This window comes from Pseudomonas sp. YuFO20, assembly GCF_035064975.1.
Lineage (GTDB): Bacteria > Pseudomonadota > Gammaproteobacteria > Pseudomonadales > Pseudomonadaceae > Aquipseudomonas > Aquipseudomonas putida_AE.
In genome coordinates this window covers 20,173-45,778 of sequence record NZ_JAXDEO010000054.1, presented here as the reverse complement: position 1 = coordinate 45,778, position 25,606 = coordinate 20,173, and the positions used below count along the sequence as shown (strand labels likewise).

The window sequence follows — 25,606 nt, the reverse complement described above, 5'->3', positions numbered from 1 at the left end:
ATTGCGTAGTGGGTAAACCGGCAGGACGCCGGTTTAGCCGCGCTGGGCCAGGGACGGCCCATCGCGGCGACCCACGGAGCAATGCCGGAGTGAGGGCATGCCGAGCCACAGCGAGGCACCGAGTGGTGGGGCAAGAGCCTTTTGGTTCCTTTTTGGCGTTTGAAAAAGGGACTCGCCGTAAGGGCGAAACCATAAGTGGCCGTTACCGCAGCAATGGATATCCCCCCAATCCAGTTTTTAACAACCCATGATTAAGTGAACAGCATTGCCCCTCTCGGGGCCCTTCGTACTCAAACCAAGACGTGCCTTACTTGCTACTCGTCAGCCCCAGGTCAACTCCAGTGGTCTGTCTCAAACCGTCAACACGCAGACTCTTCACATCGCTCGCCGTCACCGCCGCACCCTGGTTACCCCAACTCGTCCTGATGAAAGTCACCACCGCCGCAATTTGCTGGTCTGATAAGCGCCACGCAAAATCAGGCATGGTGAAGGTTGAGGGTGCCGCATGCGTCGCTGGCAATGACCCACCCTTCAGCACAATGTTGATCAGGGAAGTAGCGTCCTCAGTCTGCAGCACCGGGTTGCCGGCCAACGCAGGAAACACACGAGCGTATCCCTGGCCATCGGTTCTATGACAGGCCGCGCAATTGTCGATGTACACCGAAGCGCCGGGTTTGCTGTCGTCTCCTCGCCATAGAGCATCCGCCACCTGTTTGTCATATTGATGGGGCTTGTCGTCTGGGTCGGTGGGCGGCAGGCTTTTCAGATAACGGGCGATCGCGCGCAAATCAGCCTCCGTCATGTATTGCATGCTGTGCTCGACCACATCGCTCATGCCACCAAAGACAGCACCTCTGTCGCTACGACCGGTCTGGAGAAACAGCACCAGATCGTCTTCGCTCCAGCTCCCCAGTCCATCCTTGTGATCACCGCGAAGGTTCTTGGCGATCCAGCCTTCCAATGGCGCGCTGCCGGACAGGAACAACGGGCTCTCACTGGCACTCAGGGCCTTTTCCTGCATCGTGATTGCACGGGGTGTATGGCAGGCACCGCAATGGCCCAGGCCTTCAACGAGATAAGCGCCACGACTGACCACCGGATCTGCACCCACTGGAGCCTGATAGGTTTCAACTTTTGGGGCGAACAGTTCCCGCCAGATCGACAGTGGCCAACGCATACTCAGGGGCCATGGAATATCGGTCTCTTTGTTCGGCTGCTCAACAGGTTCCACGCCCTTCATGAAGTACGCGTAGAGCGCTTGCATGTCGGCCGGGCTGACACGTGCATAGGAAGGAAATGGCATGGCGGGATACAAGCTGCTGCCACTCTTGCCAATCCCATGACGCACCGCCCTGTCGAAGTCATCAAAGCTGTAGCCGCCAATGCCGCTGGCGTCAGGGGTGATGTTGGTCGAATACACCGTGCCGATTGGCGTCTCCATGCCAAGTCCGCCAGCGAAGGGTTTGCCACCCTTGGCGGTATGACAGGCAACGCAGTCACCGGCACGCGCCAGGTATTCTCCCTGTTTGATTTGGGCATCGGTGGACTCTTCAGCCCATGCCGGGAGGTTCGCGCAGAGCATCAGCGCCGCGACAAATACTTTTTTCATCACTTGGCGCTCCTTATGCCTGAACCAGCGGGCCGGGGTTCTTCAGGTACTGTTCGCGAATCGCCCGTGCCGACCAGTACGTCAGGGCGGCGACCAGACCCGTTGGGTTGTAACCCAGGCCTTGAGGAAACGCTGAAGCGCCAGGGACAAAAACGTTGTGCACGTCCCAGCACTGAAGATAACGGTTGATGGCACTGGTCTTGGGGTCAGTCCCCATGATTGCGCCGCCGTTGAGGTGCGTCGTCTGATAGGACGCCGTATTGAAATGATCCCCTACTTTCTTGCCAAGCACGGCAATGGTTTTAGGGTTCATGGCCTGGGCGATCTTGCTCATTTTTTCGACCATGAAACGATTCATTTTTATATCGTTTTCCTGCCAGTCGAACGTCATGCGCAAAAGCGGCAGCCCGTAGGCATCGCGGTAAACCGGATCCAGGTCAAGGTAGTTGCCGCGATAGGATTGATGCGCACCATGCGCGTCCATCGACACCTGATGGGTGTAGTAATCGGCGGTCGCCTTCTTCCAGCTGCTGCCCCAGGCCGGGGTGCCTGGCGGGTTCGATGTACCGGCGATTGGCCGACTCCCCGCCTGATTGACCCACATCGGCGATCCGCCGACAAAACCGTGGGGGCCGTGATCGAAGTTATCGGCATTGAAGTCATCCACCGCCACGCCGTTGCCACCCGCACCGATAAAGTTGTTGGTGTGGGTGTCCTTGTCGAAGAAGGCCTTGATGGTGGCCATGTTCTGATAGGCAAAGTTCTTGCCCACTACCCCTTCGCCGGTCTTCGGGTCATAGGGTTTGCCAATGCCGGATAACAACATCAGGCGCACATTGTTGAATTGAAACGCCCCGAGGATCACCAGGTCCGCCGGTTGCTCCACCTCTCGGCCTTGCGCATCGATGTAGGAGACGCCCGTGGCCTTGCGCTTGCTGCTATCGAGATTGACGCGCAGCACATGGGCGTTAGTGCGTAACTCAAAGTTCGGCACTTGGCGCAGGGCTGGCAGGATATTTACGTTGGGAGAGGCCTTCGAGTACATGTAGCACACGTAACCGCTGCAGAAGCCGCAGAAATTACAAGGCCCCATCTGTGCGCCATAAGGATTGGTGTAGGGTCCCGACGTATTGGCAGAAGGCAGGTTGTAGGGTTTATAGCCAACACTGAGTGCGGCCTTCTGGAACAACTGCGCCGAGTAGGTGTTCTTCTGCGATTCCAGAGGGAAATCACTGGAACGATCCGGCGCGTAGGGATTACCGCCCTTCCCTGCACCGACCAACTGGCCTTTCACTGTCCAGGCCTGGCCAGAGGTGCCGAAGACCTTTTCGGCGAAATCGAAAAACGGCTCCAGCTCTTCGTAGCTGACGCCAAAGTCCTGGATGGTCATGTCCTTGGGAATGAAGTGCTTGCCGTAACGCTCCTCGTAGTGACTGCGCATCCTCAACTCGATGGGGTCGACGCGAAAATGCACGCCAGACCAATGCAGGCCCGCACCACCGACGCCTTTGCCGGGCAGGAACGCGCCAAGCTGCCGATTGGGCTGCGCGACGTCATTGACGCTATGGCGGATAGTCACCGTTTCCTTGGAGATGTCCTGGAACAGCTTCTTGCGCACGCTGTAGGTCAGCTCATCGATCACTTGCGGATAGTTTCCGTCCGGATAGGTGTCCTGCATGGGGCCGCGCTCCAACGCCACCACCTGCAGTCCCGCCTCGGTCAGCTCCTTGGCCATGATTGCCCCGGTCCAGCCGAAACCGACGATGACCGCATCAACTTTTTTCAATACCGTCGCCATCTTCAAGCCCTCTCGCCACGAATCGACACTGCCGGGAAGGGGTACGGCTCGTTGCGCTCGACCCAATCCATGAAATCGGCGCGAGCGCCAGGGAAACCAATCTGGGTCCAGCCGACCATCCCTTTGTTACCGCCATGAATGGGGTCGCAGAAGAATCCTTCACGGGTGTTCTGCACCATCAGGCTGAAGAATGCTTTCACCGGAAAATCATCGAAAACCACCTCTCCGGACTCCATTTTGTGGAGAATACTGTCTCGGGTAGCGCTGTCTTGCGCAGCAAAAACTTTGCCGTAAGTGCTTTTGCACCACGCGTCCGTTGCCGCGATGCCCAGGCGGTAGAGTTGCTGCGGCGCCAATTGCAGTTGGTAACCCAGTTCAGGGGGAGCATCAGTCACAAATGGGCCCTGCATGTACCAGAGCGCACCTGTTGCGTAGGGCGTGTTCATCTGCCGATCGATAAATTCGGCTGCTCCCGCTTCAAGTGCACCGGGGCCAAGGTCGTCGGCAGGAATAAGGCGCGATACCACCGCTTGGACGAAAGCCCACTCTTCCTTGGTGAAAAAGCTGGGCTGGTAATCGCTCGCGGGGGGTGCGATCGGCGCTTTGGCGGTCGGGGCGCTATCGGTTGCCGCCAGTGCGTTCATGCCGAAACCGGTACTGGCCACCGTCACTACGGGAATCAGGGTCAGCGTCTTGCGCAGAAAGTCCCGGCGCGGGTTGTCTTGATCTTGCTCAGACATCACAAATCCTCATCAGCAATTCGGGTAGGCGGCGCATCAATCTTGTTGGTTTTTGGACGCACTGGCTGGGAAAAAGCGGGGAATATATCGACGACCGAGACAAAATGAAACCGGTTTCAGAGCGATGTGACAGCCGGGCAGCTGCGGCCGGCATTTATCGAGGCGGCGTTGACCCAAGAAAATTCTGCAGGGGTCGTGGGTGTCCTGCGTACAATGCGCGCCCCTTCATAAGCTAATGTTTTCCAATGAAAAAACTGCTGTCTGTAGTAGCGCTGACCCTGTCGGTAATCACCTGCGCCTTCGCAAACCCTCCCTCGACCTTTTCCGAAGCCAAGGTCATCGCCAAGCAGAAAATCTATCTGGACCAGGCGAACAGCTCCATGGGCGAGTTGTATTGCGGCTGCAAATGGACGTGGGTGGGGAAATCAGGCGGACGTATCGATGCCGAGTCCTGTGGCCTCAAGGCCAGGAAGCAAGAGAATCGGGCAGAGCGCACTGAGTGGGAACATATCGTGCCCGCCTGGACATTCGGCAACCAACGCCAATGCTGGAAGAACGGTGGTCGAGAACACTGCGTGGACGATGATCCTGTGTTTCGCGCCATGGAAGCGGACCTGTTCAACCTCTACCCGTCCGTTGGCGAGGTGAACGGCGACCGAAGCAATTTCAACTACGGCATGGCTACCGGCGTAGCGCCGCAGTATGGGCAGTGCAAGACGCGGGTTGATTTCGATCAACGTGCTGCGGAACCCCGTGACGAGGTCAAGGGGCTGGTCGCAAGAACAACCTTCTACATGTTCGACAGGTACAAGCTGAGCATGTCCCGTCAGCAGCAACAGCTACTGATGGCCTGGGACAAGCAGTACCCGGTTTCGTCCTGGGAAAAAGAGCGGGATCGACGTATTGCAGCCATCATGGGGCACTCCAATCCATTCGTGACGGGCGAGCGTCGATGGTCGCAAGGGTATAAGGCAGTCGGTGAGGGCGTCGTCAGCGCGATGCCTGTTAACCCGCCGCGGGCAGCAGCCCAGCCGACCCTGGCGAGTACGAGCGCAGCAGGTTCGATCATTGGCAACCGCAATAGCCACATCTATCACCTCTCAATGGGGTGTCCTGGGTATGCTCAGGTGTCGACGAAAAACCAGATAACTTTTGACTCTGAATCTGCAGCCCAATCCGCGGGATATCGCAAGGCAGGAAACTGCAAGTAGCTGCGGTGACGCAAATGGCCGGTTCGGTGCGCAACACCGAGCCGGCCATTTGATACTCGATAGCGTGACTAGCGTTTGCCGCCGAATCGAGGAATCTCCAGACCCAGGCTTTCACGCAAGGTCGTACCTTCATACGCCCTGCGGTAGACGCCACGCTCTTGCAACAGCGGAATCACCTCGTTGGTAAAGCGCTTGAACTGCTCAGGGTGGCCAATGTAGATGTTGAAACCATCCACCGCCCGGGCTTCGAACCAGTCAGCCATCTTCTGCGCAACCGTGTCCGCCGAGCCGACGAAGGCACCCGGGCGCAGCTGTCGACCGAACTCTACGGCCTGGCGCAGCGTGAAACCTTTCTCCCGTGCCTGATCGGCAATACGTTTGGCCGCGGTGAAAAAACTGCTGCGCGCAGACTCCAGACTCTCCTGAGGGAACGGAGCATCGAGGTCGTATTGGCTGAAGTCATGCCAACCGAAGTTGCGGCCAAATTCCTTCAGCGCGAGCTCGAAGCTATGGTCGGCCTGATGGTAGTACTGCTCGATTTCACGCGCATGTCTGTCGTTGTCACCTACATGGATTTCGGCACCGGGCATGACCAGCAGTTGCTCGGGATCGCGGCCAAGTCGCTGCGCCCTGCCCTTGATATCCTGGTAGAAAGCCTGGCCCTGCTCGATGCTGGCGGCATGGGTGAAGACCACATCCGCAGTGGCGGCGCCCAGATCGCGGCCCTGCTGCGAATCGCCGGCCTGGAAGATCACCGGCTGGCCTTGCTGTGAGCGTTGAATGTTCAGCGGGCCGACCACAGAGAAGTGTTCGCCCTGGTGATTCAGACGGTGCAGTTTGCCTGGGTCGAGAAACTGGCCCGTCGCCCTGTCGCGCACGAACGCATCCTCCTCATAAGAGTGCCACAGGCCCTGGACCACCTGGACGTGTTCGGCCGCCCGACTGTAGCGGGTGTCGTAATCGTAATGTTCGTCGCGACTGTAGTTGCCAGCGGTGCCGGCATCGCCGCTGGTGACGACGTTCCAGCCCGCACGGCCTTTGCTGATCAGGTCCAGTGATGCCAGGCGCCGCGCGACGTTATAGGGCGAGTTGTAGGAAGTCGTCAGCGTACCGACCAGACCGATATGTCGAGTGCTCACGGCAATCGCTGACAGCAGTGTCAGCGGCTCCAGCCGATTCAGGTAGTGGGATGGCGAGCCCGGTGTGATGAACTGGCTGTCGACGATGAACATCAAGTCGAACAGCGCCGCCTCGGCCTGGCGCGCAATGTCGATGTACCAGTCGACATTGACGCTGGCATCGGCGGGCAATTGAGGGTCCAGCCACAGGTTGTGGCGGCCTGGCCCACCACACCCCATCGTCAGCGCGCCCAGTTTGAGCTGTCTTTTAGGCATGTCAAAAATATCCTTATTTGGCCAAGGCTGGCTGCAAGGAGGCAGCGAATGAATTGTCGAACAGGTTGGCTGCCGGGTAGGACTTGACCAGACCCAGGCTTGCGAAAAAGTCCACGGTCTTCTGCGCCTCCATAGATGCCTGAGGGTTCAGTGGCTCGACGGTGGTTCGCGCTCGGGCAAACCAGGCACGCGCGATTTCAGCGTCAGCCCGGGTGCGTTTGGCCCAGGCATCGGCATAAGCGTTGGTATTGGCTGGATTTTGCAGCGTCCAATCACGCGCTTTCCTCAGGCGCTGGAGGAAATCACTGATTTGTGCGCGCTTTGCCTCGACTGACTTGGCGTTGGCGGCGATGAAGCTCTGGGCCGGGATCAATCCATCAGCCGTGGCCAGAATCCGCGCACCTTGGCGTTCCTGTTGCGTGACGTAGGGCTCCCAGGTAGCGATGACGTCAACCGATCCCCCGTCCAGCGCATGGGAGGCATCCAGCGCACTGAGATATCGCAAATCCAGCGAGTCGCGTGGCACACCGGCTTTATCCAGCGCGGTCAGCAGCAGCTGCTGGCTCCAGGAGCCTTTCCAAATGGCCGCGCGCTTGCCCTTCAGATCCTCAAGGCTGTGGATCGACGAATCCTTGCTCACAAGAATGGCCACACCCTCAAGACTTTGCCGGCTAACCGCAATGACCTTGATGGGTGCGCCCAGTGCGCCCAGGAACAGCGCAGGCGCATCACCGAGCAATCCGATATCAAGACTGCCGACGTTGAGCGCCTCGGCGACAGGTGACCCGGCAGTGAACTGCTTCCACTCAAGGGTATAAGGCAAACCCTCAAGTACCCCCGCCGCCTCCATCACGGCCTGGGCGTTGTAACTTTGGTCACCCACCACCAGCGATTGCGCGTTCGCAGCAAGACACAGCCATGCAGCGGCCATCCCGGCCGCCAGTTTCGTCAGGTAACGCACGTTCGTCTCCAGATGCCTTCTCAGGCAATTCAGGTCGATCCGCGCGCGCGGTCTCGGTACTATTTGTAGGATGGGACGAGCCGATAAGGGCTCGATAGGCATGCCGAAGCTTTTTCGCGATCACATCTGAATGCGGCCTGCTTTATACGATGAGGCCCTGACTACCCTTCGTAAAATACTCATTACGCATAACGTAATTCCATAAAAATGCAGTTTTTGCATGAATTACGACATCGAGGGTGCCGCAACTTCCGTCAATCGACTTCATCGACGACCCTGATCTGTGTCAGCCCCACCAGTTCAGCCTGCCATAGCACCTCCTCTGGCGTCGCATCCGCATTGGGCATGATCAGGCTGCTGTTCTCGCCATCGCCAAAATGCAGTTGCAGCAGGTGCATCGCCGCCTCATGGATGGGCAACCGAGGTGGCTCGAGCTCGAACAGGTGGCTGCGGGGCTTGCCGTTGAACAGGTATTGCACGGTGTAGTGGTGCATGGGGGTTCCTCGTTTGTGCCCTGCCTTTGATGCCAGGCCTGTCTTATTGGCCAATGATCAGGAGCAAAGGTTCGATTCTTTACTTGCGCAGAACATATGGATATTCGTATATTTGATTATCCATATGTTTTAGGCCGACCCCAATGCTCACCCCTCCCGAAGTATTCAAAAGCCTGGCCGACGAGACCCGCGCCCGCGCCACCTTGCTGATCGCCCACCAGGGCGAGCTGTGTGTCTGCGAGCTGATGTGCGCGCTGGACGACAGCCAGCCGAAGATCAGCCGCCATCTGGCGCAACTGCGCAGCAGCGGTTTGCTGCTGGATCGCCGCCAGGGGCAATGGGTGTATTACCGGCTCAATCCGGACCTGCCGGCGTGGGTCCACAAGATCCTGCAGGTGACGTTGCAGGGCAACGCCGATTGGCTGCAAAACAACGCGTCCCGCCTGCAGAACATGGACGGGCGCCCTGTGCGCGATGCTGCCTGCTGCTGAATCCCTGATCGAGTGAGTTTTCGATGCTGATTGCCTTTGCTGTTTTTGTCTTCACCCTGGTTCTGGTCATCTGGCAACCCAAGGGGCTTGGTGTGGGCTGGAGCGCCGCGGCCGGTGCGATCATCGCGTTGGCGGTGGGTGCGGTGTCGCTGCAGGATATTCCCACGGTGTGGGCCATCGTCTGGAACGCGACCGCGACCTTTATCGCCATCATCATTATCAGCCTGTTGCTGGATGAAGCCGGCTTCTTCAAATGGGCCGCGCTGCATGTGGCGCGCTGGGCGCAGGGCAGTGGCTATCGCTTGTTCGCGTTTTGCGTGCTGCTGGGCGCGGCGGTGTCTGCGCTGTTCGCCAATGACGGCGCGGCGCTGATCCTGACGCCCATCGTCATGTCCATGCTGCTGGCGCTGCGTTTCTCGCCCGCCGCGACCCTGGCGTTCGTCATGGCTGCCGGGTTCATCGCCGACACCGCCAGCCTGCCGCTGGTGGTGTCCAACCTGGTGAACATCGTGTCCGCCGACTACTTCGGGCTGGGTTTTGCCGAGTATGCGTCGGTGATGGTGCCGGTGAACCTGGTCAGCGTCGCCGCCACCCTGCTGGTGCTGTTCCTGTACTTCCGTCGGGACTTGCCACCGCGCTATGACGTGGATGCGCTGCCGGCGCCGGAAACGGCGATTCACGACCGCGCCACCTTTGTCGTCGGCTGGTGGACGTTGCTGGGCTTGCTGGTCGGCCTGTTTGTCCTGGAGCCGCTGGGCGTTCCCATCAGCGCGGTCGCGGCGGCCTGTGCGGCGATTCTGTTCGCGGTGGCGGCCAAGGGTCACCGGATCTCCACCCGGCGCGTGTTGCGCGAGGCACCCTGGCAGGTGGTGGTGTTCTCGCTGGGCATGTACCTGGTGGTGTATGGCCTGAAGAACGCAGGGCTGACGGATTCGCTCACCCATGTACTAGACCGCCTGGCCGACTACGGCCTGTGGGGCGCCGCCATCGGCACCGGCCTGCTGTCCGCGCTGCTGTCGTCGGTGATGAACAACATGCCCAGCGTTTTGATCGGCGCGTTGTCGATCCAGGGCAGCGGCGCGGACGGCGTGGTGCGCGAGGCGATGATCTACGCCAACATCATCGGCTGCGACCTCGGCCCGAAGATCACCCCCATCGGCAGTCTCGCCACCCTCCTCTGGCTGCATGTGCTCGAGCGCAAGGGCGTGCGCATCACCTGGGGCTACTACTTCAAGATCGGCATCGTGCTGACCCTTCCGGTTCTGTTGATCACCCTTTCGGCCCTGGCGCTGCGCCTGAGCCTGAGTCTTTGACGCCGCCGTGAGCGGCAGGAGCAAATCCATGCGAGTCCTGTTCATGTGCACGGCCAACAGCTGCCGCAGCATCCTTTCCGAGGCCATGTTCAATCACCTGGCGCCGCACGGTTTCGAAGCGGTGAGTTCGGGGAGTTTTCCCAAGGGCCAGGTACTGCCGCGCAGTCTTGTCACCCTGCAACAGGCCGGCATTGCCATCGACGGCTTGAGCAGCAAGGGCAATGACGCCTTCGAGGGCAACCCGCCAGACATCGTCATCACCGTGTGCGACAAGGCGGCGGGTGAATCCTGCCCGGTGTACTTCGGCCAGGCTGTGAAAGCCCATTGGGGCCTGGAAGATCCATCCGATGTGGTGGGTGATGAAGCGCTGGTCGACGCCGCCTTCCGCGCCACCCTGGCGCGCATCGAACAACGCTGCAAGGCCTTCCTCGCCCTGCCCTTCAACACTATCAGCCGCGATGAACTGAAACGCGAGCTGGATCGAATCGGCTCGCTCTGAGCAGGAGGAAAAATGTCAGACCACCTTCCCAACCTCGATCTCACGCTGTTCGACGGCCCGCAGATGCCGAACCAGCCCAGTGCGCACAAGCCACGCATCCTGCTGCTGTACGGCTCGACCCGGGAGCGCTCGTTCAGCCGCCTGCTGGTCGAAGAAGCCGCGCGCCTGCTGGAGCACTTCGGCGCCGAGACGCGCATCTTCAATCCGTCCGGTTTGCCGCTGCCCGACGATGCGCCCGTCGCCCACCCCAAGGTCCAGGAACTGCGTGAGCTGATGCAGTGGTCGGAAGGCCAGGTCTGGTGTTCGCCGGAACGGCATGGCGCGATGTCGGCCGTGTTCAAGGCGCAGATCGACTGGGTGCCCCTGGAGCTCGGCGCCGTGCGCCCCACCCAGGGCAAGACGCTGGCGGTGATGCAGGTGTGTGGCGGCTCGCAGTCGTTCAACGTGGTCAATCAGCTGCGTGTGCTGGGGCGCTGGATGCGCATGTTCACCATCCCCAACCAGTCCTCGGTGCCCAAGGCCTACATGGAGTTCGATGAGGCGGGCCGGATGAAGCCATCCCCGTACTACGACCGGGTCGTCGACGTGATGGAAGAACTGGTGAAATTCACCCTGCTGCTGCGTGATCGCCAGGCGTTCCTGGTGGATCGTTACTCTGAACGCAAGGAGAGCGCCGAGCAGCTCATGGCCCGGGTCAACCAGCGTTCCCTCTGAAGGCAATGCCAGGTTTATGCGCGGCCAATTTCCAGCGTGGCGCGCAAGCCTGTGGGGCTGCGATTCTCCAGTTTGATTTGCCCACCCAGGCGATCGGCAATGGCCTGGACGATGGTCAGCCCCAGCCCTGCTCCCTGGCGCTCGCCAGGCGCACACCCACTACTGCACAGAGCGCATCGTTGGCATCAAGCATGCCGAACAGCTGCGGCATGAAATGGCGAATGTCGGCGCCGTGGGCCTTGCGAAAACGTTGCTGGATAAAGGTTTCGAAGGCGCACCGTTGCGGGTCGTCGGGCAAGGCCCTGGCGAGGTGCAACCGCGGCGTTTCGGCCTGGCCAAACTGCAGCGGCAACTGAACATTCCAGTTGAAATCGGACATTGGAAAATACCTCCCCCGGATCTATTGGGGAGGAGTATCCAAAGCATTTCTTAACGAAGTCTGAAGGTGATCGAAAGAAGCTGGATGGTGTGGGCCATAATGACGCGTATTGCACAGCAATCGGCGGGAACCTTCCAGATGATCTCAATTGAACTGCACCCGGCCCGGCGGGACGAACTGCAGACCATTGAAAACCTGATGCAGTTCTACACCTACGACTTCAGCGAGTGGTTGCCGCTGCCCTTGGGTGAGCTTGGTTTTTTCAGTCTACAGCCCCTCACGGACTACTGGCGAAAACCCGCGACCCAGCCTTTTCTGATCAAGGTCGACGGAGAGTTGGCCGGATTCGTGACCGTGGATGATGAAGTCCATGTACCCGACGCCCGCCACAACATTGGTTACCTGTTCGTCAGTCGGCGCTTTCGTGGCCAGGGTGTCGCCAGATTTGTCGTGTCCACCCTGTTGAACCTGCTCCCTGGTCGATGGCAAATTTTCCATGTCGAGGCGAACCGGCCGGCGCGGCTGTTCTGGGCTGCCGTGATGCCCGAGCTCACGCAAAACCGGTTCAGCCTGCATCAGCTGTCGATCCAGGGGTTGCCGTGCAGCGTTTATTGTTTCGAAACGCCGTAAACCCTGTAGGAGCCGGCTTGCCGGCGAAGGCGTTTGAAAGTCCAACACAAGGCTCAAGGACGCCATCGCCGGCAGGCCAGCTCCCACAATAGATCGGGTAAAGCCGCGAGCTTCGCCGGCAAGCCCCCCTCCCTTTCTAATTCCAAATCAGCTTTGTCGGACAATATGTAGTGAACAAAAATATTCACTACAAAACCGTTGACGCCTTCGATTTGCCCTTGCATGATGCAGACGTCTCCCCGATCGGGAGTACTGGCAACACGCTTGAGCAAGCTCGTCTGACCGCCGAGCTGTTTTTTCCGGATACACGCTGCCCACAAGGCAGATTGAAGAAGCTGACCTGGCCTGAACGTCCAGTACAAGGGCGAGAAGCGCTGGCGATCCATCCTCATGATGCTTGTGGCCGACCCTGAAAAGGTCGGCAGGGGCCAAAGGTTATCGCCGCTTCTCTTCGTTGTGACGCTATTGCGTAGCAGTTATTCAACACGACTACATGCAACAGACGCGGGACCCCGTCGATTTCGACGGACGACTGCTGACGTCCTGGTTTCGGTGCCAGGGATCAACTAACCGATGGGCTACCTGTATTAGCGAATCAACTTTGAAAGATCACCAAATGGTCAAGGGGTTTTTATGATGAATCTGAACAATCAACCAACTATCGAAGAACTGGCTCGTATGTTCGCTGCGCAAAAAGACAGCCATGACAGCCATATCCTGTGGATCAGCAAGTCGGGCGAAGTTCAAATCGACTGCCTGTCTCCACATGCCCATGAAGCGGAGTTCGACCAGAACAACGAGAACCTGCTCGCCCGACTGAAGATGTACCGTCGCGGCCAGGGCTATGTCGGCAAGAAAGCCGCAGCCGACAAGGACTTCATCGGTAATGTTCTGCAAACGCTGAAACAGGCCTGGGACTCGCTGCAGAACCAGAACGAAGTTCGGGTGATTGATCGGTTCTACTGATTAGAATTTAACTTATTAAAAAAAGGGCCTGCTCCCAATAAGAGCAGGCCCTTTTTAATGCCTGATATTCCTAACCACCACAGATCCAGTGTGGGAGCGGGCTTGCTCGCGAATGCGTCGGTTCAGCCAACGTCAATGTCAGCTGATAGACCGCATTCGCGAGCAAGCCCGCTCCCACAAGGAGATTTGTGGTGATCAAGAAAATTCAGTGCCCATCTGGTGTAAAGCCGTCGAAGCCGCCTGAGCTTGACCGCAGCGACCGCCCAGGCAGCCGCTGCGGCAATCTTTTTAGCGTTTGACCGACAGATCGACCTGGGTCATGCGACTGCGAATGGTGAACACACCATCGCCCGAGAGAATCGCGCTGCGCGCAAACAGGCGGCCGCTCTCCCAGTTCGACAGGCCCAGTTCCGGCTTGTTGAGTGCGTACTGACCATCGACCCAACGGGTGATCCCGTTGCCGACAAAGGGCGCGTTGACCGCGTTGTAGAAGCGCTCCTGGGTCGCGGCATCTTCACTGAGCAGCGACACGGTGAATTGCGGGCTGTAGCGGTTGAACAAGGCGATGGCGCTGTCCAGGTCGTCGACGATCTTCAGGCTGACTTCCGGCGTCTCTTCCCATTCCCACTCGCGACCCAGTTGATCTTCCGGCAAGGATTCGGCCTGAGCTTCCGTGCGATAGCCTTCGGCGCGGTAGACCTCGACGCTCGCGGTCTGCCAATCCGCCGGCAGGAACGCTTCGCTACCTTCGACGATGTGCAACTTGCAGCCCTGGCTGCGTGCCTTGCCGGCCTGTTGCAGCGCGTCGAGAAACAGCGGTACCAGTTCCGCGGCGCGATCGCGCTGGATCAGGCATACGTTCAAGGTATTGCAGACCTTGCGGTCGAGGGAGTTGCGCACCACGGAGGCGAAGCGCTTGGCATCGGCGTCGGTGTCGGCGATCAACCAGGCGCCGCCAGTTCCGTGAAGGCTGACGGCAGTGCCGGCCTGTTGCGCGATGCTGCCCAGTTGACTGACGGCACGTCCCGAACCACGGGCCACGGCCAGTGACAGGCGGCGGTCGGCAAACATCGCCCAACCGGCGGCGTGATTGACGCTTTCCACCAGTGAAACCGCACCGGTCGGCAGCCCGGCGTCGTTCAGCGCCGGGTTCAGTGCGTGGGTGACGATGGCCTGGGCCGTGCCCAACGCATCGCTGCCAATGCGCAGCACCGCGGTGTTCCCCGTGCGCAACACCCCGGCAGCATCGGCGAAAACGTTCGGCCGACCTTCGAAGACGAACGCGACGATGCCCAACGGCGAGACCACTTGTTCGACTTTCCAGCCGCCGTGCTCGACGCAACTGATCACTTTGCCGCGGGTGGCCGGCGCATCGCGCCAGGCGCGCAGGCCTGCGATCATGTCGCGGCGCATGCGCTCATCGGCCAACAGGCGCGTGGTCGAGCGGCCACGGGCCTTGGCCCGTTCGATGTCGGCCAGGTTCGCGGCCTCGATCAGGGCCCAGCACTCGGGCGTCTCCAGACGTAGGGCGAACAGATCGAAGAAGGCGCTGATGGCCTGGTCCGACACCGTCGACATCACCTTGAACGCCGCTTGTGCACGCTCGATCGCCACCGCTGCGGCTTGCTGGTCCGCCACCGGGATCAACAACAGCTCGCCGCTGACCTGCTCCACCAACAGGTGGTCACCGGGCTGGAAGCGTGCCGCCAGTTCGGGGCTGACCACAGTGACACGGTTACCGGCGAAAGGGATTGGCGTGCCAGCGACTAGACGTTCGAGCGCAAGAGACATGAAGCGGTATCACCATGCAAAGGGCGGGCGGAAAATGTATAGCAAAAGTCCCCGAGCGTCATCCGCCGCCCCCATCGCCCAAGACAGCTGCCCAGTGTTGTACCTGGTTACGTATCAAAGTGTGTACAGCCCCACCCCAGACACACCACGCCTTCATTTCCCCGCACAAACGACACACCGCAGATACACCCGGTTGATGAAATACATCTCAACGGGCACCCCACCGCCCGACTTCCCTGCCTCGAAGGAAATCAACCATGAGCGCCACTATTTCATCGGCCGTCAAAGGCCTGCACCTGAACCTTGACCGTGCCGGCAGCTGGATAGCGCCACTGACCCTGCGGGTGTTCCTCGCCTGGGAATTCTTCGAATCAGGCCTGGAGAAATTCAATGGCGAGAACTGGTTCGCCGACATCCAGGACCGCTTCCTGTTTCCGTTCAACCACCTGCCGGCCACGTTGAACTGGGAATTGTCGATGTGGGTGGAGCTGATCTGCGCCCTCGCCCTGCTGGTGGGCCTGGCCACACGGTTCTCGGCGATCAGCCTGATCGTGGTGACCATCGTCGCGACCGCCGCGGTGCACTGGCCGGCCGACTGGTCGACCTTGAGCGAACTGGCCCAGGGTTACTCCATCAGCAACAAGGGTTTCGGCAATTTCAAACTGCCGCTGATCTACCTCGCCGCCCTTGTGCCGCTGCTGCTGTCCGGCCCTGGAAAGTTAAGCCTCGATGCCTTGCTGGCCCGATGCTTCTGGCGCCGCGCTCATCTGTAAAACGCTGCCGGATCAGAGCTGGTTGGTCATCGCCATGTTCACGAACCGGGTATCGAAGCGCAGCTTGATGTTGTTTTTGTCGCCCAGGGTCGAGCCATCGGCGAACTGCATGCCCACCGCGTCAGCACTGGTGGCCGCTTGACCCAGCAAGCCCTTGGCGAAGGAAAAGGTGCGGACCTTGTCCATCGTGTGGCGGATAGCCTCGGAGCTGGCGAATTCGTAGGCCGTGGTTGGCGTGTAGAACAGCATGGTCTGGGTAACGGTAGAACACGCACGAGAATACCTTCATGGGAACCTCACGGGTTATGAATGAGTTGGAGCAATGAATTCAAACGAGCGGCTGGGTATAGCGGCTCAATGTCGGGGATTCGCGCTCATGCCACTGCGCGGCGCTGCGGGTGAATCCGGTGGATTGCGCGTAGCCGACGTGCGGTTCCACCGTGTCGATGATGAACAGGCGTTCGCAGGCCAGCCCATCAACCAGCAATCGCTGGATGACGTGAACGCCGTCAGCCTGCAGTTCGAAGCCGTCCAGTGGGATCAGGGTCTGCCCCACGCGCGCGGCACAGGTCGAGAGCGTTACGTTGTAGCCCTCGTCGAGCGAGCCTTGGGCCACCGATGTTTCGAAGTTGAACGCACGGCGCAGCCATTGCGGGTCATCCGCGTATTGAGCGACCAACTCACGCAGGGGCACACCTCCCTCGAGCGGATGTGAACGCCCCAGCACCAGCGCCGCATATTCACCACAAACGATCAATCCCCCGCCTCGATGACGCACGATGCCACTCTCCAGCTCCTTTTCCTCCAGCAGACGCAAGCCGATCAATGCGCCGGGCGCCGACAATTGCAGACGCCAGTCTTCGACATAGGCCCCGCTGGGCGCGAACTCGATCATGCAGTTGCCGATACGTTTGAGCAGCCCTGGCTCGGGCCAGCGATTGTGTAACTGCAAGGACGTGTCGGTGTGCCAACTGAGAATCTCGCCTTCCCATGAACACAAGGCTTCCCAACCTTCGTAGTTGGCCAGTCGCTGCAATTCTTCCGCGCTGTACGCCAGCAACGGTTTGGCTTGCACCTGGTGTTCTTCCAGCGGCAAGCGCAAATCAATGGTGAAGTTACGGCTCTGGAACCAGCACACGTGGGTCTGGGTATCGGTCAGGCCATCGGCAAAGCTGATTGCCCGGCGTTTGTAGAAACCCAGCATCCAGTCCGGAACGCCTTGGGTCGGTTGCTGCGGGTAGCGAGCGACAAGTTCATTGAGGTGCATATCAAACCTCCACGGCGTGGGCGGTACGGCCGAATGAGGACAAGCCCTTTGCCCCGTCCGGCAAGCTCAGTTCACCGCGAGCCAGGCGCTGCTTGAGGTAGCGAAAGGTCTGCAGGGTTTGCGCGTACAAGTGCTCACCACACACAACCGGACCGTAGCGGCTCGGCGTTGCCGGATCGAGCAGTTGCGCGACGGGCTCGATGACCGTGTCGTAATCACAGGCGCAAAACATCGGGAACGAGTAACGCTCCTGGGCGACTTTGCGTACCCGATGCGCGGTGGCGACGTAGGAGCCGTTGCTCAGCACTTCCATCATGTCGCCAATGTTGATGACAAACGCGCCGTCCACCAAGGGCACATCGATCCACTGCCCTGCACCGTTCAACACTTCGAGTCCCGGCGCGGTCGGGAGCAAAATGGTGAAGCACTCATAGTCGGTGTGCGCACCTATACCGGGACGATCCACCTGCGCATCCGGCGCGAACGGATAGTGGATCAACCGCAATTGGCTGGGCGGGTTGTTGACCCGTTGCGTGAAGGCATTTTCCGCAAGCCCCAGTGCCAGTGCGAAACCTCGAAAAAGCGTGAGGTTGAGGCTGAACACGGCGTCGTAATAGGCCTTTACGTCCTGTTTGAATCCCGGCGACGCCGGCCAGCGATTGGCACCCAGCATCGGTCGCGTCCCGTGCGGCAGCCGGTAATCGAAACCGACATCGAAGGCCTCCTTGTGATCGATGCTGCCCTCGACGAATTGCTCTTCGCCCTCCGGTACATATCCGCTGTGGTTGCTCGACAGGCCGATGTAATCGTTCATCTTCTGTTCAAGCGGCTGGGCGAAATATTCCACCGTCCGTTGTTTGAGGCGGTTGATGATCTGCGGATCGATACCGTGCCCCGTCACGTACAGAAAGCCTGCCTGCGAGGCTGCTCGCCCCAGGGCAGCGGCGGTTTCGATACGAGCGGCTGCACAGTCGGAAAACAGTCCCTGAATGTCGATCAGTGGCAGGGACTGAAACGCTGAGTGAGGGGTAATACGAGGCGTGGGCGCCATAAGTAACCTCCTGATGATTAGTCAAAATGTCACCTGGTCGTCCAGATATCGCAGAGCCGCGAGGCCTCCGGGTCGTCCCGGATCAGTCGCACCAGAAAAGGTGCTCGAGGGGTTGAGCAATGTCCGTGCCACGTTCGAGTGTGCGCATAAGCACAGCTGTATCTAATAGATTTAGAACGGCCGATGCCAATGGAGACCGACCAGGCGTCTCTATCCTCAAGCCAGTAAAGGCACCAGCATGGAGCGAATGCTCTTTAGCGTGGCTCAAGGTCGCGGCCTGATCGCCTGGGTGAATTTGCGCCTACTTCGCATCCCCGGCCTTGGGTTTGTAAAATCTGAACAAGCCGATGTTGGCCGTATTGTTGTACTCCCTGGCCCAATCCGGTTTCACCGTGCGATCATGGAAATACAGCGCGCCCTTGGTGCGATCCGGCAATTGCTTGTTCAGTGCCTTGCGCGCGATTTCCTTGGCCATCGCATAAGGCACCTCTTCCTGCACCGAGTCGGCACGGCCGTCGCACCACCAGGAGAACTGGCAGCTTTTGCTCTGCGAGCCCTGCTTGACCACGCCGCACACGGTATCGGGAAAACCGTCGTGGCCGAGGCGGTTCATCACCACATTGGCCACCGCTTCCATGTCCGCCGCGTTCTTGCCCTTGGCTTCCCAGTAGATCGATCGGGCGAGACAGGTGATGGCGTCATCCAGCGGCGCTTTGCCCGCCGGGTCCACGGCCTGGACCTCGGGCTGGGTAATGGCTTGAGACTTGGACGCCGACGCAGGGCTGCTGTTTTCGGCGGCCTTGTGCTCAAGCACCTCGGCCTTGTCTTCGGCGACTTTCTGTTTTTGCTGCTGGTCGGTGGCGAATACCGGAACAGCGATCAGGGTGAGGGCGAGGCAGGCGGCTATCCAGTCGTGGCGCATGGTCGGGCACTACTCTGTGGGCAGTTTCGCCTCAGTGTAGTAGTGAAATGATGGCGCAAAGGAGGCGACATCGCGAAAAAGACATTGCGTTCAAGGGGGGCACTTCGCGCATCATGGGCGCAGTCAGCTCAAGGAGGATTTCCATGCATTTCCTGTCATCCACTCTGCGCCTTGCCGGGTTTTCACTAGGGCTTGTGTTTGCCGCCACCGCGCTGGCGAGCGAAGAGTCGCAACTGATCGAATCGATCAACCTCTACCGCGGCCAGCTGCAGCGTTGCGCCGGCCAGGTGTCCTCGGAACTGCCGCCGCTGTCGGCCGACCCACGGCTGGTGCTGTCCGCCGCCAGCGTCGGCAACCTGCAGCAGGCCATGGCCAGCGCCGGTTATCCGATGAAGAACGTGCAGGCGATCAGCCTGAACGGGCCGCGAGATGCGCCCTCGGCCATGAAAGCGATCCAGGAAAGTTTTTGCCAGATCGTGCTCGACCCGCAGTTCGTCGACGTTGGCGTCAGCCGCCAGGACCGCGAGTGGCGCATCGTCCTGGCCCACCCATTGTTGAGCGCACGCCTGGGCGATTGGCAGGCCGAAGGGCAAAAAATGCTGGCCGAACTCAACGTCGCACGCAGCCAGCCCCGCCAGTGCGGCGCGCAATCCTTCAACGCCACCACGCCGCTGACCTGGAACGCCACCCTGGCGACCGCCGCCGAAACCCAGTCGCGCAGCATGGCCAACAACAACTACTTCGATCACAAGGACCGCGACGGCCGCACCCCGGGCGACCGCGCGGAACTGGCGGGCTACGACTTCCAGCAGATTGGCGAAAACATCGCCGCCGGCCAGGACAGCGTGCGCAAGGTGGTCGACGGCTGGCTGACCAGCCCCGGTCATTGTGCCAACCTGATGAACCCGCAGTTCCGCGACCTGGGCGCGGCGTATGCGGTTGATCCGAAGAGCGATGCGGGGATTTACTGGACGGTGATGTTTGGGGCGCAATGAATCGCCCCATCACCCACGGCCGTACCCGATCTACTGTGTGCGAGCCTGCTCGCGATGGAGGTCAACGATGACGCGGGGAGCTGTCACCCCGCGGTGCCCTGAGCTTTTTCGCGAGCAAGCTCGCTCCTACAGGCCCGCTCAACACCAGCCACCCAATGCGCTTGTACCACCGAGTAGATGCCGCTTGATGTTTATCAATGGTAGCCATCGCCAATCCTGACGGCGGCACGATGTTCGGCCAGAGACTGAAGGCCAGGCCGAGGTAGCCGAGGAACATGATCGGAATGACCCGCAGGCCCATACTCGTGATGGGGCTTGGGCCCCTTGGCCACCCGAGAAATAGATCAAGTGCAAGCCGCGCCCTACCCGGTTCCAGCCAAACAGCATGACCCCGAGGAAGCCCGCTTCGAGGAAGAACGCGGTGAGCACTTCATAGGTCAGCAACGGCCCGGTGATGCTGCCGGCGAAGTCGGAGAAGCGGCTCCAGTTGGTGCCGAACTCGTAGGCCATGACCAGCCCCGAGACCACGCCCATGCCGAAGTTGACGGCGAAGATCTTCGACCAGAAATGGTAGAGATCGCGGTAGGTGTCGTTGTGGGTTTTCAGCCAAAGGCCTTCGAGCACCGCCAGGAAACTGTAGGAGCTGGCTTGCCAGCGAAGGCGTCCTTCAACAATGCATCGTTCTTTCGGGCGCCTCCGCCGGCAAGCCGGCTCCTACAGGTTTATGCGGCGGAAGTGGAAATGAGGCTGCTCGCTTTTGCCTGCTCCAACCGGATGGCGACGAACTTGGAGGTCGGGGTGAACGTGCGGTCACCGTAGCTTTCCAGTGGCACCAACGGGTTGGTCTCCGGGTAATACGCGGCCGCCTGGCCGGCCGGAATGTCGTAGGCGATCAGGGTGAAACCGCTGACCCGACGTTCACGGTCGTCGTCCCACAGCGCCACCAGGTCGACTTTCTGCCCCGGCTCGAAACCCAGCCGGAGGATGTCCTGCTCGTTGGCGAACACCACATCGCGCATGCCGTAGACCCCGCGATAACGATCGTCCAGACCGTACAACGTGGTGTTGTACTGATCGTGGGAGCGCATGGTCTGCAGGATCAAATGAGGCTTCACCGCCAGGTTGCGCACGCCTTCGCTGATCAGGTGTTCGGGCAACACGCTGGGGGTGAATTGCGCCTTGCCGCTCGCGGTTTTCCAGATGCGCTGCGCGGCGTTGTTCGGCATGTGGAAGCCGCCCGGATGAAGCAAGCGCCGATTGAAATCCTCGAAGCCCGGGATGGTGTCGGCAATCATGTTGCGGATGCGGCCGTAGTCGCCGACGGCCCAGTTCCAGTCGATCGGCTGCTTGCCCAGGGTCGCGGCGGCGATCCCGGCAATGATCGCCGGCTCCGACAGCAGGTGTCTGGACTTGGGTTTCAGCTGGCCATGGGAGATGTGGATCATGCTGAAGGTGTCTTCCACGGTGACGCCTTGCGGCCCTTCGGCCTGCATGTCGATGTCGGTGCGGCCCAGGCACGGCAGGATCAGCGCTTCACGGCCGGTGACCAGGTGGCTGCGGTTGAGTTTGGTGGCGATGTGCACCGTCAGCTTACACTTGCGCAACGCGGCGTGGGTGCGCGGTGTATCGGGGGTGGCCTGGGCGAAGTTGCCACCCAGGGCGATGAACACTTTCGAACGGCCCTGCTCCATCGCCGAAATCGCCATCACGGTGTTGTGGCCATGCGCCCGAGGCGGCTTGAAGGAGAAACGTTTTTCCAGGGCATCGAGCAATTCGGTGGGCGCCAGTTCGTTGATGCCCATGGTCCGGTCGCCCTGCACGTTACTGTGACCGCGAACCGGTGACAGTCCGGCACCGGGGCGCCCGACATTGCCGCGCAGCAACATCACGTTGATCACTTCCTGCAACGTCGGCACCGAATGGGTGTGCTGGGTCAAGCCCATCGCCCAGCACATGATCACGCGCTTGGCGCGGGCGTACATGCGCGCGGCCAGTTCGATGTCCGCCAGGCTCATGCCCGATTGCTGCTCGATGTGCTCCCAAGCGGTGGCATCGACTTCGGCCAGGTAGGCATCCATTCCCGAGGTATGTTCGGCGATGAACTCACGGTCGAACACCGGCTCACCACCCGTGGCTTGAGCTTCCCGTTCCCACTGCAAGAGGAACTTGGCGATGCCGCGTATGACCGCCATGTCGCCGCCGAGGGCCGGACGGAAGTAGGCGGTGTTGGTCGGCTCGGATCCGTTCATCAACATTTCGATCGGGTGTTGCGGATGCTGGAAACGTTCCAGTCCGCGCTCCTTGAGCGGGTTGATGCAAATCACCTGCGCCCCGCGTTTGACCGCTTCACGCAGCGGTTCGAGCATCCGTGGATGGTTGGTGCCGGGGTTCTGGCCGATGACGAAGATCGCGTCGGCATGCTCCAGGTCATCGAACACCACGGTGCCTTTGCCCACACCCAGGCTCTCGATCATGCTGACGGCGCTGGCCTCGTGGCACATGTTCGAGCAGTCGGGGAAGTTGTTGGTGCCATAGGCGCGGACGAACAGCTGATAGAGAAAGGCGGCCTCGTTGCTGGCGCGGCCGGAGGTGTAGAACTCGGCCTGGTTCGGCGATTCCAGCGCATTGAGATGCCGGGCGATCAGCGCGAACGCTTCGTCCCAGGAGGTTTGCACGTAACGATCGGTGCTGGCGTCGTATCGCATCGGATGGGTCAGGCGACCCTGATACTCCAGCCAGTAGTCGCTTTGTTCGGACAGTGTCGAGACGCTGTATTTGTTGAAGAAAGCCGGGTCGACCAAACGGCCGGTCGCTTCCCAGTTGACCGCCTTGGCGCCGTTTTCGCAGAACTTGACCATGCCGTTTTCCGGCGATTCGCCCCAGGCGCAACCGGGGCAGTCGAAGCCGCCATTCTGGTTGGTCTTGAGCATTGCACGGATATTTTTCAGGGCGTTTTCACTGCCCAGCCAGGTTTTGGTAACGGCGATCAGCGCGCCCCAACCAGCGGCGGCACCTTTGTAGGGTTTGTAGCGGTCGACTTGCGACATGGTACTTCTCCGTGACCTGATTCAGGCCATTGATCGTTTGACGGAGAAAAGCATAGGAATGAGGGTTGAATATTGTCTAATCGCTATTAATGACCAGATTATCGAAGATATCTATCAAGACATTTTTACTATTATTTTCAGCTAGTTAATCAGCCATAACGAGCTTTTCAGAGGGAAGATATTTCATCATAGAGCCCATCGATCAACCGGTTATTAATAGTGATTGGACGCCCTCGCAAGTTGCACTTAGCCTGCGTTTAATTTGTGGGAGGAGCCTGCTCGCGATGGACTCAAGCACCGCGTTCAGCCAGTAAGCACGCGTCATCGTTAACGACCATCGCGAGCAGGCTCCCACAATTCATTTAATGCGCCCAGCGCCAAGCGAGGATGTCATGTCGAAACGAGTCTTGATCGATGGGTTCTCCCGCCGCGTGGATTATCTGCGCATGTCGGTCACCGACCGTTGCGATTTCCGCTGCGTGTATTGCATGGCCGAGGACATGCAGTTCCTGCCGCGCCAACAGGTGCTGACCCTGGAAGAGATCTATCAGGTGGCCGAGAGCTTCGTCGCACTGGGTACGCGCAAGATCCGCCTGACCGGGGGCGAACCGCTGATCCGCCCGGGCGTGGTCCAGCTGTGCGAGAAGATCGCCGCCCTGCCCGGCCTGCGCGAACTGTGCATGACCACCAATGGCTCGCAGTTGGCCAAACTGGCCGAGCCCTTGTTCGAGGCCGGGGTCAAGCGCCTCAATATCAGCCTCGATTGCCTGGACCCGCAACGCTTTCGCGAATTGACTCGTACCGGTGATCTGGCGCAGGTGATCAAGGGCATCGACGCCGCCAACAAGGCCGGATTTCGCAACACCAAGCTCAACTGCGTGGTGATGAAGGGCCGCAACGATCACGAGATCAACGATCTGGTGAGCTTCGCCATCGACCGTAATCTGGATATCTCCTTTATCGAAGAAATGCCCTTGGGCACCATCAGCGAGCACAGCCGCGCCGAGTCGTTTTATTCCAGCGCCCAGGTCCGTAAGCGGATTGCCGAGCGCTACACTTTGATTGATTGCGCCGAGTCGACCCAGGGCCCTTCGCGCTACTGGCGCCTGGCCGAGGCGCCGCAGATTCGCCTGGGGTTCATTTCGCCCCACAGCCACAACTTCTGCGGCACTTGCAATCGGGTGCGGCTGACTGTCGAGGGTCGTCTGCTGCTGTGCCTGGGCAACGAGCACTCCGTCGATCTCAAGGCCGTGTTGCGCAGTCACCCCGGACAGCCGGAACGCCTGGAGAAAGCCATCATCGAGGCGATGAAACTCAAGCCTTATCGGCACAATTTCGAAGTGAACGACGATGTCCAGGTCGTTCGCTTCATGAACATGACGGGCGGCTGAAAGACCATGATCGTCAGACCCAAACCCAACCTGATCGGCGTGCTGACTTCGCTCAAGGGCTCGATCGCCAAACGCATTGCCCTGCGCAGCCTGTTGGTGACCTTGCTTGCCTCGGCCATCGTCCTGATCGAAACCCTGCACCCGAGCTACTTCTCCAAGGTCAGTGCAACGCCGTTCACCCTGCTCGGCCTGTCACTGTCGATCTTCATGAGCTTTCGCAACAACGCCTGCTATGACCGCTGGTACGAAGCGCGCAAGGCGTGGGGCGAGATCATCGTGGACATCCGCTCGATGATTCGCGAAACCCAGATCATCAAGGACGCGCCAGAACGACACACGATCCTCGGCAACCTGTGTGGCTTCGCCCATGCGCTCAACGCGCGACTACGCAGGGAAAACGAACTGGCCGCCAGTGGCGACTGGCTGCAACCGATGCCCAAGGGCAACACCACGGATATCAGCGGACAGATACTACTGCAGGTGGGTCAGCAGTGCTCTTCACTCAACGAATCCGGGGCGATCAACGATTGGCGCTACACGCTCATGGCCAACCATTTGACCAGTCTGACCCATGCCCAGGCAGTCTGCGAGCGGATCAAGAACACCCCGCTGCCATTCCCCTACACTTTGTTGCTGCACCGCACCATCTACCTGTTCTGCATCCTGTTGCCGTTCGCCATGGCCGAACCCCTGGGCTGGTTGACTCCGATCTTCACCGCGATCGTCAGCTACACCTTCTTCGGCCTGGATGCGATTGCCGACGAACTGGAAGACCCCTTCGGCCGCGACGAAAACGACCTGCCCACCGACGCCATCGTGCGCAATATCGAGCGCGATGTCCTGGCTGCGCTGGGCGTGACGGAGTTGCCACCGGCGCTTGAGCCGGTGGATTTTGTGTTGAGCTGACACTCAAGAAACACCCAAAACCTGTGAGCGAGCCTGCTCGCGAAGGCGGCCTATCAGTCAACATCGATGTTGAATGTTCCGGCCTCATCGCGAGCAAGCTCGCTCCCACAGGTTTACGCTGCTCACCCCCGTGTCCCGCAGGCTTGCACCGATTTGAGGTGCGTCGCTGACGGTCAGTACGGCAATGTTCAAGGGGACAAACAATGCATCCGGTTTGACGCTCATCAAGATTCTCCGGCAGACAGGAATTAACTAACTTGCGGA

At 59.9% G+C, this 25,606-nt stretch carries 24 protein-coding genes and 4 pseudogenes; 12 read left to right on the top strand and 16 right to left on the bottom strand.

Annotated elements, in window-relative coordinates:
• Positions 1 to 307: 307 nt before the first annotated feature.
• The 3 genes from SOP85_RS25040 to SOP85_RS25030 are packed head-to-tail and all read right to left on the bottom strand — an operon-like array spanning position 308 to position 4,147.
• Positions 308 to 1,609, bottom strand: coding sequence for a c-type cytochrome (locus SOP85_RS25040; protein WP_323628570.1), 1,302 nt, complete (start codon positions 1,607 to 1,609; stop codon positions 308 to 310).
• A gap of 13 nt (positions 1,610 to 1,622) precedes the next feature.
• Positions 1,623 to 3,407: a GMC family oxidoreductase gene (locus SOP85_RS25035; RefSeq protein WP_323628568.1), complete on the bottom strand. Its 1,785-nt coding sequence runs from the start codon at positions 3,405 to 3,407 to the stop codon at positions 1,623 to 1,625.
• A gap of 2 nt (positions 3,408 to 3,409) precedes the next feature.
• On the bottom strand, positions 3,410 to 4,147 hold the full coding sequence (locus SOP85_RS25030; RefSeq protein ID WP_323628567.1) for a gluconate 2-dehydrogenase subunit 3 family protein: 738 nt from the start codon (positions 4,145 to 4,147) through the stop codon (positions 3,410 to 3,412).
• Between the two features lie 245 nt (positions 4,148 to 4,392).
• On the opposite strand from SOP85_RS25030, the gene SOP85_RS25025 reads away from it, so the two are divergent.
• Entirely contained in the window at positions 4,393 to 5,358 is a 966-nt protein-coding gene (locus SOP85_RS25025; protein ID WP_323628566.1) for an endonuclease, read from the top strand.
• Between the two features lie 68 nt (positions 5,359 to 5,426).
• On the opposite strand, the gene SOP85_RS25020 is transcribed toward SOP85_RS25025, so the two are convergent.
• The 3 genes from SOP85_RS25020 to SOP85_RS25010 all read right to left on the bottom strand — a co-directional run bounded on the left by SOP85_RS25020 (position 5,427) and on the right by SOP85_RS25010 (position 8,207).
• Positions 5,427 to 6,752 carry an LLM class flavin-dependent oxidoreductase gene (locus SOP85_RS25020; RefSeq protein ID WP_323628565.1) on the bottom strand — a complete coding sequence of 442 codons (1,326 nt, stop codon included), beginning with the start codon at positions 6,750 to 6,752 and terminating at the stop codon, positions 5,427 to 5,429.
• A 13-nt stretch (positions 6,753 to 6,765) separates the two neighbouring features.
• The gene (locus SOP85_RS25015) at positions 6,766 to 7,713 is read right to left on the bottom strand and encodes an ABC transporter substrate-binding protein (protein ID WP_323628573.1); all 948 of its coding nucleotides are present in this window, start codon (positions 7,711 to 7,713) and stop codon (positions 6,766 to 6,768) included.
• 254 nt (positions 7,714 to 7,967) lie between these two features.
• On the bottom strand, positions 7,968 to 8,207 hold the full coding sequence (locus SOP85_RS25010; protein ID WP_323628564.1) for a hypothetical protein: 240 nt from the start codon (positions 8,205 to 8,207) through the stop codon (positions 7,968 to 7,970).
• A gap of 143 nt (positions 8,208 to 8,350) precedes the next feature.
• On the opposite strand from SOP85_RS25010, the gene SOP85_RS25005 reads away from it, so the two are divergent.
• From SOP85_RS25005 to arsH, 4 genes are read left to right on the top strand one after another with little or no spacing between them, the layout of a single operon-like run.
• A complete protein-coding gene (locus SOP85_RS25005; protein ID WP_323628562.1) occupies positions 8,351 to 8,698 on the top strand; it encodes a metalloregulator ArsR/SmtB family transcription factor in 348 nt (115 codons plus the stop codon).
• Between the two features lie 23 nt (positions 8,699 to 8,721).
• Entirely contained in the window at positions 8,722 to 10,011 is a 1,290-nt protein-coding gene (locus SOP85_RS25000; protein ID WP_323628561.1) for an arsenic transporter, read from the top strand.
• 28 nt (positions 10,012 to 10,039) lie between these two features.
• Positions 10,040 to 10,510, top strand: a complete 471-nt coding sequence (locus tag SOP85_RS24995) for an arsenate reductase ArsC (RefSeq protein ID WP_274076719.1) — start codon at positions 10,040 to 10,042, stop codon at positions 10,508 to 10,510.
• Positions 10,511 to 10,522: 12 nt separating this feature from the next.
• The gene (gene arsH / locus SOP85_RS24990; RefSeq protein ID WP_323628560.1) at positions 10,523 to 11,224 is read left to right on the top strand and encodes an arsenical resistance protein ArsH; all 702 of its coding nucleotides are present in this window, start codon (positions 10,523 to 10,525) and stop codon (positions 11,222 to 11,224) included.
• A gap of 14 nt (positions 11,225 to 11,238) precedes the next feature.
• On the opposite strand, the pseudogene SOP85_RS24985 reads toward arsH, so the two are convergent.
• Both SOP85_RS24985 and SOP85_RS24980 read right to left on the bottom strand, forming a co-directional pair.
• Positions 11,239 to 11,370: pseudogene (locus tag SOP85_RS24985) on the bottom strand (ATP-binding protein); the annotation flags it as partial.
• Positions 11,361 to 11,603: pseudogene (locus SOP85_RS24980) on the bottom strand (thermostable hemolysin); the annotation flags it as partial. The pseudogenes SOP85_RS24985 and SOP85_RS24980, both read right to left, overlap by 10 nt.
• A gap of 138 nt (positions 11,604 to 11,741) precedes the next feature.
• Between SOP85_RS24980 and SOP85_RS24975 the strand changes: the two are divergent.
• From SOP85_RS24975 to SOP85_RS24965, 3 genes are all read left to right on the top strand, one after another.
• Positions 11,742 to 12,233 (top strand): GNAT family N-acetyltransferase, encoded by a 492-nt coding sequence (locus tag SOP85_RS24975; RefSeq protein ID WP_323628571.1) that lies wholly within the window; start codon positions 11,742 to 11,744, stop codon positions 12,231 to 12,233.
• A 170-nt stretch (positions 12,234 to 12,403) separates the two neighbouring features.
• Positions 12,404 to 12,646, top strand: coding sequence for a hypothetical protein (locus SOP85_RS24970; RefSeq protein WP_274076710.1), 243 nt, complete (start codon positions 12,404 to 12,406; stop codon positions 12,644 to 12,646).
• A 223-nt stretch (positions 12,647 to 12,869) separates the two neighbouring features.
• The gene (locus tag SOP85_RS24965; RefSeq protein ID WP_274076709.1) at positions 12,870 to 13,199 is read left to right on the top strand and encodes a hypothetical protein; all 330 of its coding nucleotides are present in this window, start codon (positions 12,870 to 12,872) and stop codon (positions 13,197 to 13,199) included.
• Positions 13,200 to 13,487: 288 nt separating this feature from the next.
• Here SOP85_RS24965 and SOP85_RS24960 read toward each other — a convergent pair whose 3' ends face one another.
• Positions 13,488 to 14,990: an aldehyde dehydrogenase family protein gene (locus SOP85_RS24960; RefSeq protein WP_323628559.1), complete on the bottom strand. Its 1,503-nt coding sequence runs from the start codon at positions 14,988 to 14,990 to the stop codon at positions 13,488 to 13,490.
• A gap of 257 nt (positions 14,991 to 15,247) precedes the next feature.
• Between SOP85_RS24960 and SOP85_RS24955 the strand changes: the two genes are divergently transcribed.
• On the top strand, positions 15,248 to 15,763 hold the full coding sequence (locus SOP85_RS24955; protein WP_274076707.1) for an HvfX family Cu-binding RiPP maturation protein: 516 nt from the start codon (positions 15,248 to 15,250) through the stop codon (positions 15,761 to 15,763).
• A gap of 12 nt (positions 15,764 to 15,775) precedes the next feature.
• Here SOP85_RS24955 and SOP85_RS24950 read toward each other — a convergent pair whose 3' ends face one another.
• The 4 genes from SOP85_RS24950 to SOP85_RS24935 all read right to left on the bottom strand — a co-directional run bounded on the left by SOP85_RS24950 (position 15,776) and on the right by SOP85_RS24935 (position 19,003).
• Positions 15,776 to 16,012, bottom strand: a complete 237-nt coding sequence (locus SOP85_RS24950; protein ID WP_323628558.1) for a hypothetical protein — start codon at positions 16,010 to 16,012, stop codon at positions 15,776 to 15,778.
• Positions 16,013 to 16,091: 79 nt separating this feature from the next.
• A complete protein-coding gene (locus SOP85_RS24945; protein WP_323628557.1) occupies positions 16,092 to 17,030 on the bottom strand; it encodes a hypothetical protein in 939 nt (312 codons plus the stop codon).
• Position 17,031: 1 nt separating this feature from the next.
• Positions 17,032 to 18,081 (bottom strand): isopenicillin N synthase family dioxygenase, encoded by a 1,050-nt coding sequence (locus SOP85_RS24940; RefSeq protein WP_323628556.1) that lies wholly within the window; start codon positions 18,079 to 18,081, stop codon positions 17,032 to 17,034.
• 301 nt (positions 18,082 to 18,382) lie between these two features.
• Positions 18,383 to 19,003 carry a cell wall hydrolase gene (locus tag SOP85_RS24935; RefSeq protein WP_274076703.1) on the bottom strand — a complete coding sequence of 207 codons (621 nt, stop codon included), beginning with the start codon at positions 19,001 to 19,003 and terminating at the stop codon, positions 18,383 to 18,385.
• 143 nt (positions 19,004 to 19,146) lie between these two features.
• Here SOP85_RS24935 and SOP85_RS24930 point away from each other — a divergent pair, with 143 nt between their 5' ends.
• The gene (locus SOP85_RS24930) at positions 19,147 to 19,998 is read left to right on the top strand and encodes a CAP domain-containing protein (RefSeq protein WP_323628555.1); all 852 of its coding nucleotides are present in this window, start codon (positions 19,147 to 19,149) and stop codon (positions 19,996 to 19,998) included.
• A 348-nt stretch (positions 19,999 to 20,346) separates the two neighbouring features.
• On the opposite strand, the pseudogene SOP85_RS24925 reads toward SOP85_RS24930, so the two are convergent.
• Positions 20,347 to 20,634 (bottom strand): annotated as a pseudogene (locus SOP85_RS24925) (cytochrome ubiquinol oxidase subunit I); the annotation flags it as partial.
• 86 nt (positions 20,635 to 20,720) lie between these two features.
• On the bottom strand, positions 20,721 to 23,045 hold the full coding sequence (locus SOP85_RS24920; RefSeq protein ID WP_323628553.1) for an FdhF/YdeP family oxidoreductase: 2,325 nt from the start codon (positions 23,043 to 23,045) through the stop codon (positions 20,721 to 20,723).
• A gap of 392 nt (positions 23,046 to 23,437) precedes the next feature.
• Between SOP85_RS24920 and moaA the strand changes: the two genes are divergently transcribed.
• Positions 23,438 to 24,436 (top strand): GTP 3',8-cyclase MoaA, encoded by a 999-nt coding sequence (gene moaA, locus SOP85_RS24915; protein WP_323628552.1) that lies wholly within the window; start codon positions 23,438 to 23,440, stop codon positions 24,434 to 24,436.
• Between the two features lie 6 nt (positions 24,437 to 24,442).
• On the top strand, positions 24,443 to 25,342 hold the full coding sequence (locus tag SOP85_RS24910) for a bestrophin family protein (protein ID WP_274076699.1): 900 nt from the start codon (positions 24,443 to 24,445) through the stop codon (positions 25,340 to 25,342).
• Between the two features lie 162 nt (positions 25,343 to 25,504).
• Here the strand turns inward: SOP85_RS24910 and SOP85_RS24905 are convergent.
• A pseudogene (locus SOP85_RS24905) lies at positions 25,505 to 25,567 on the bottom strand (molybdenum cofactor biosynthesis protein); the annotation flags it as partial.
• Between the last annotated feature and the right edge of the window lie 39 nt (positions 25,568 to 25,606).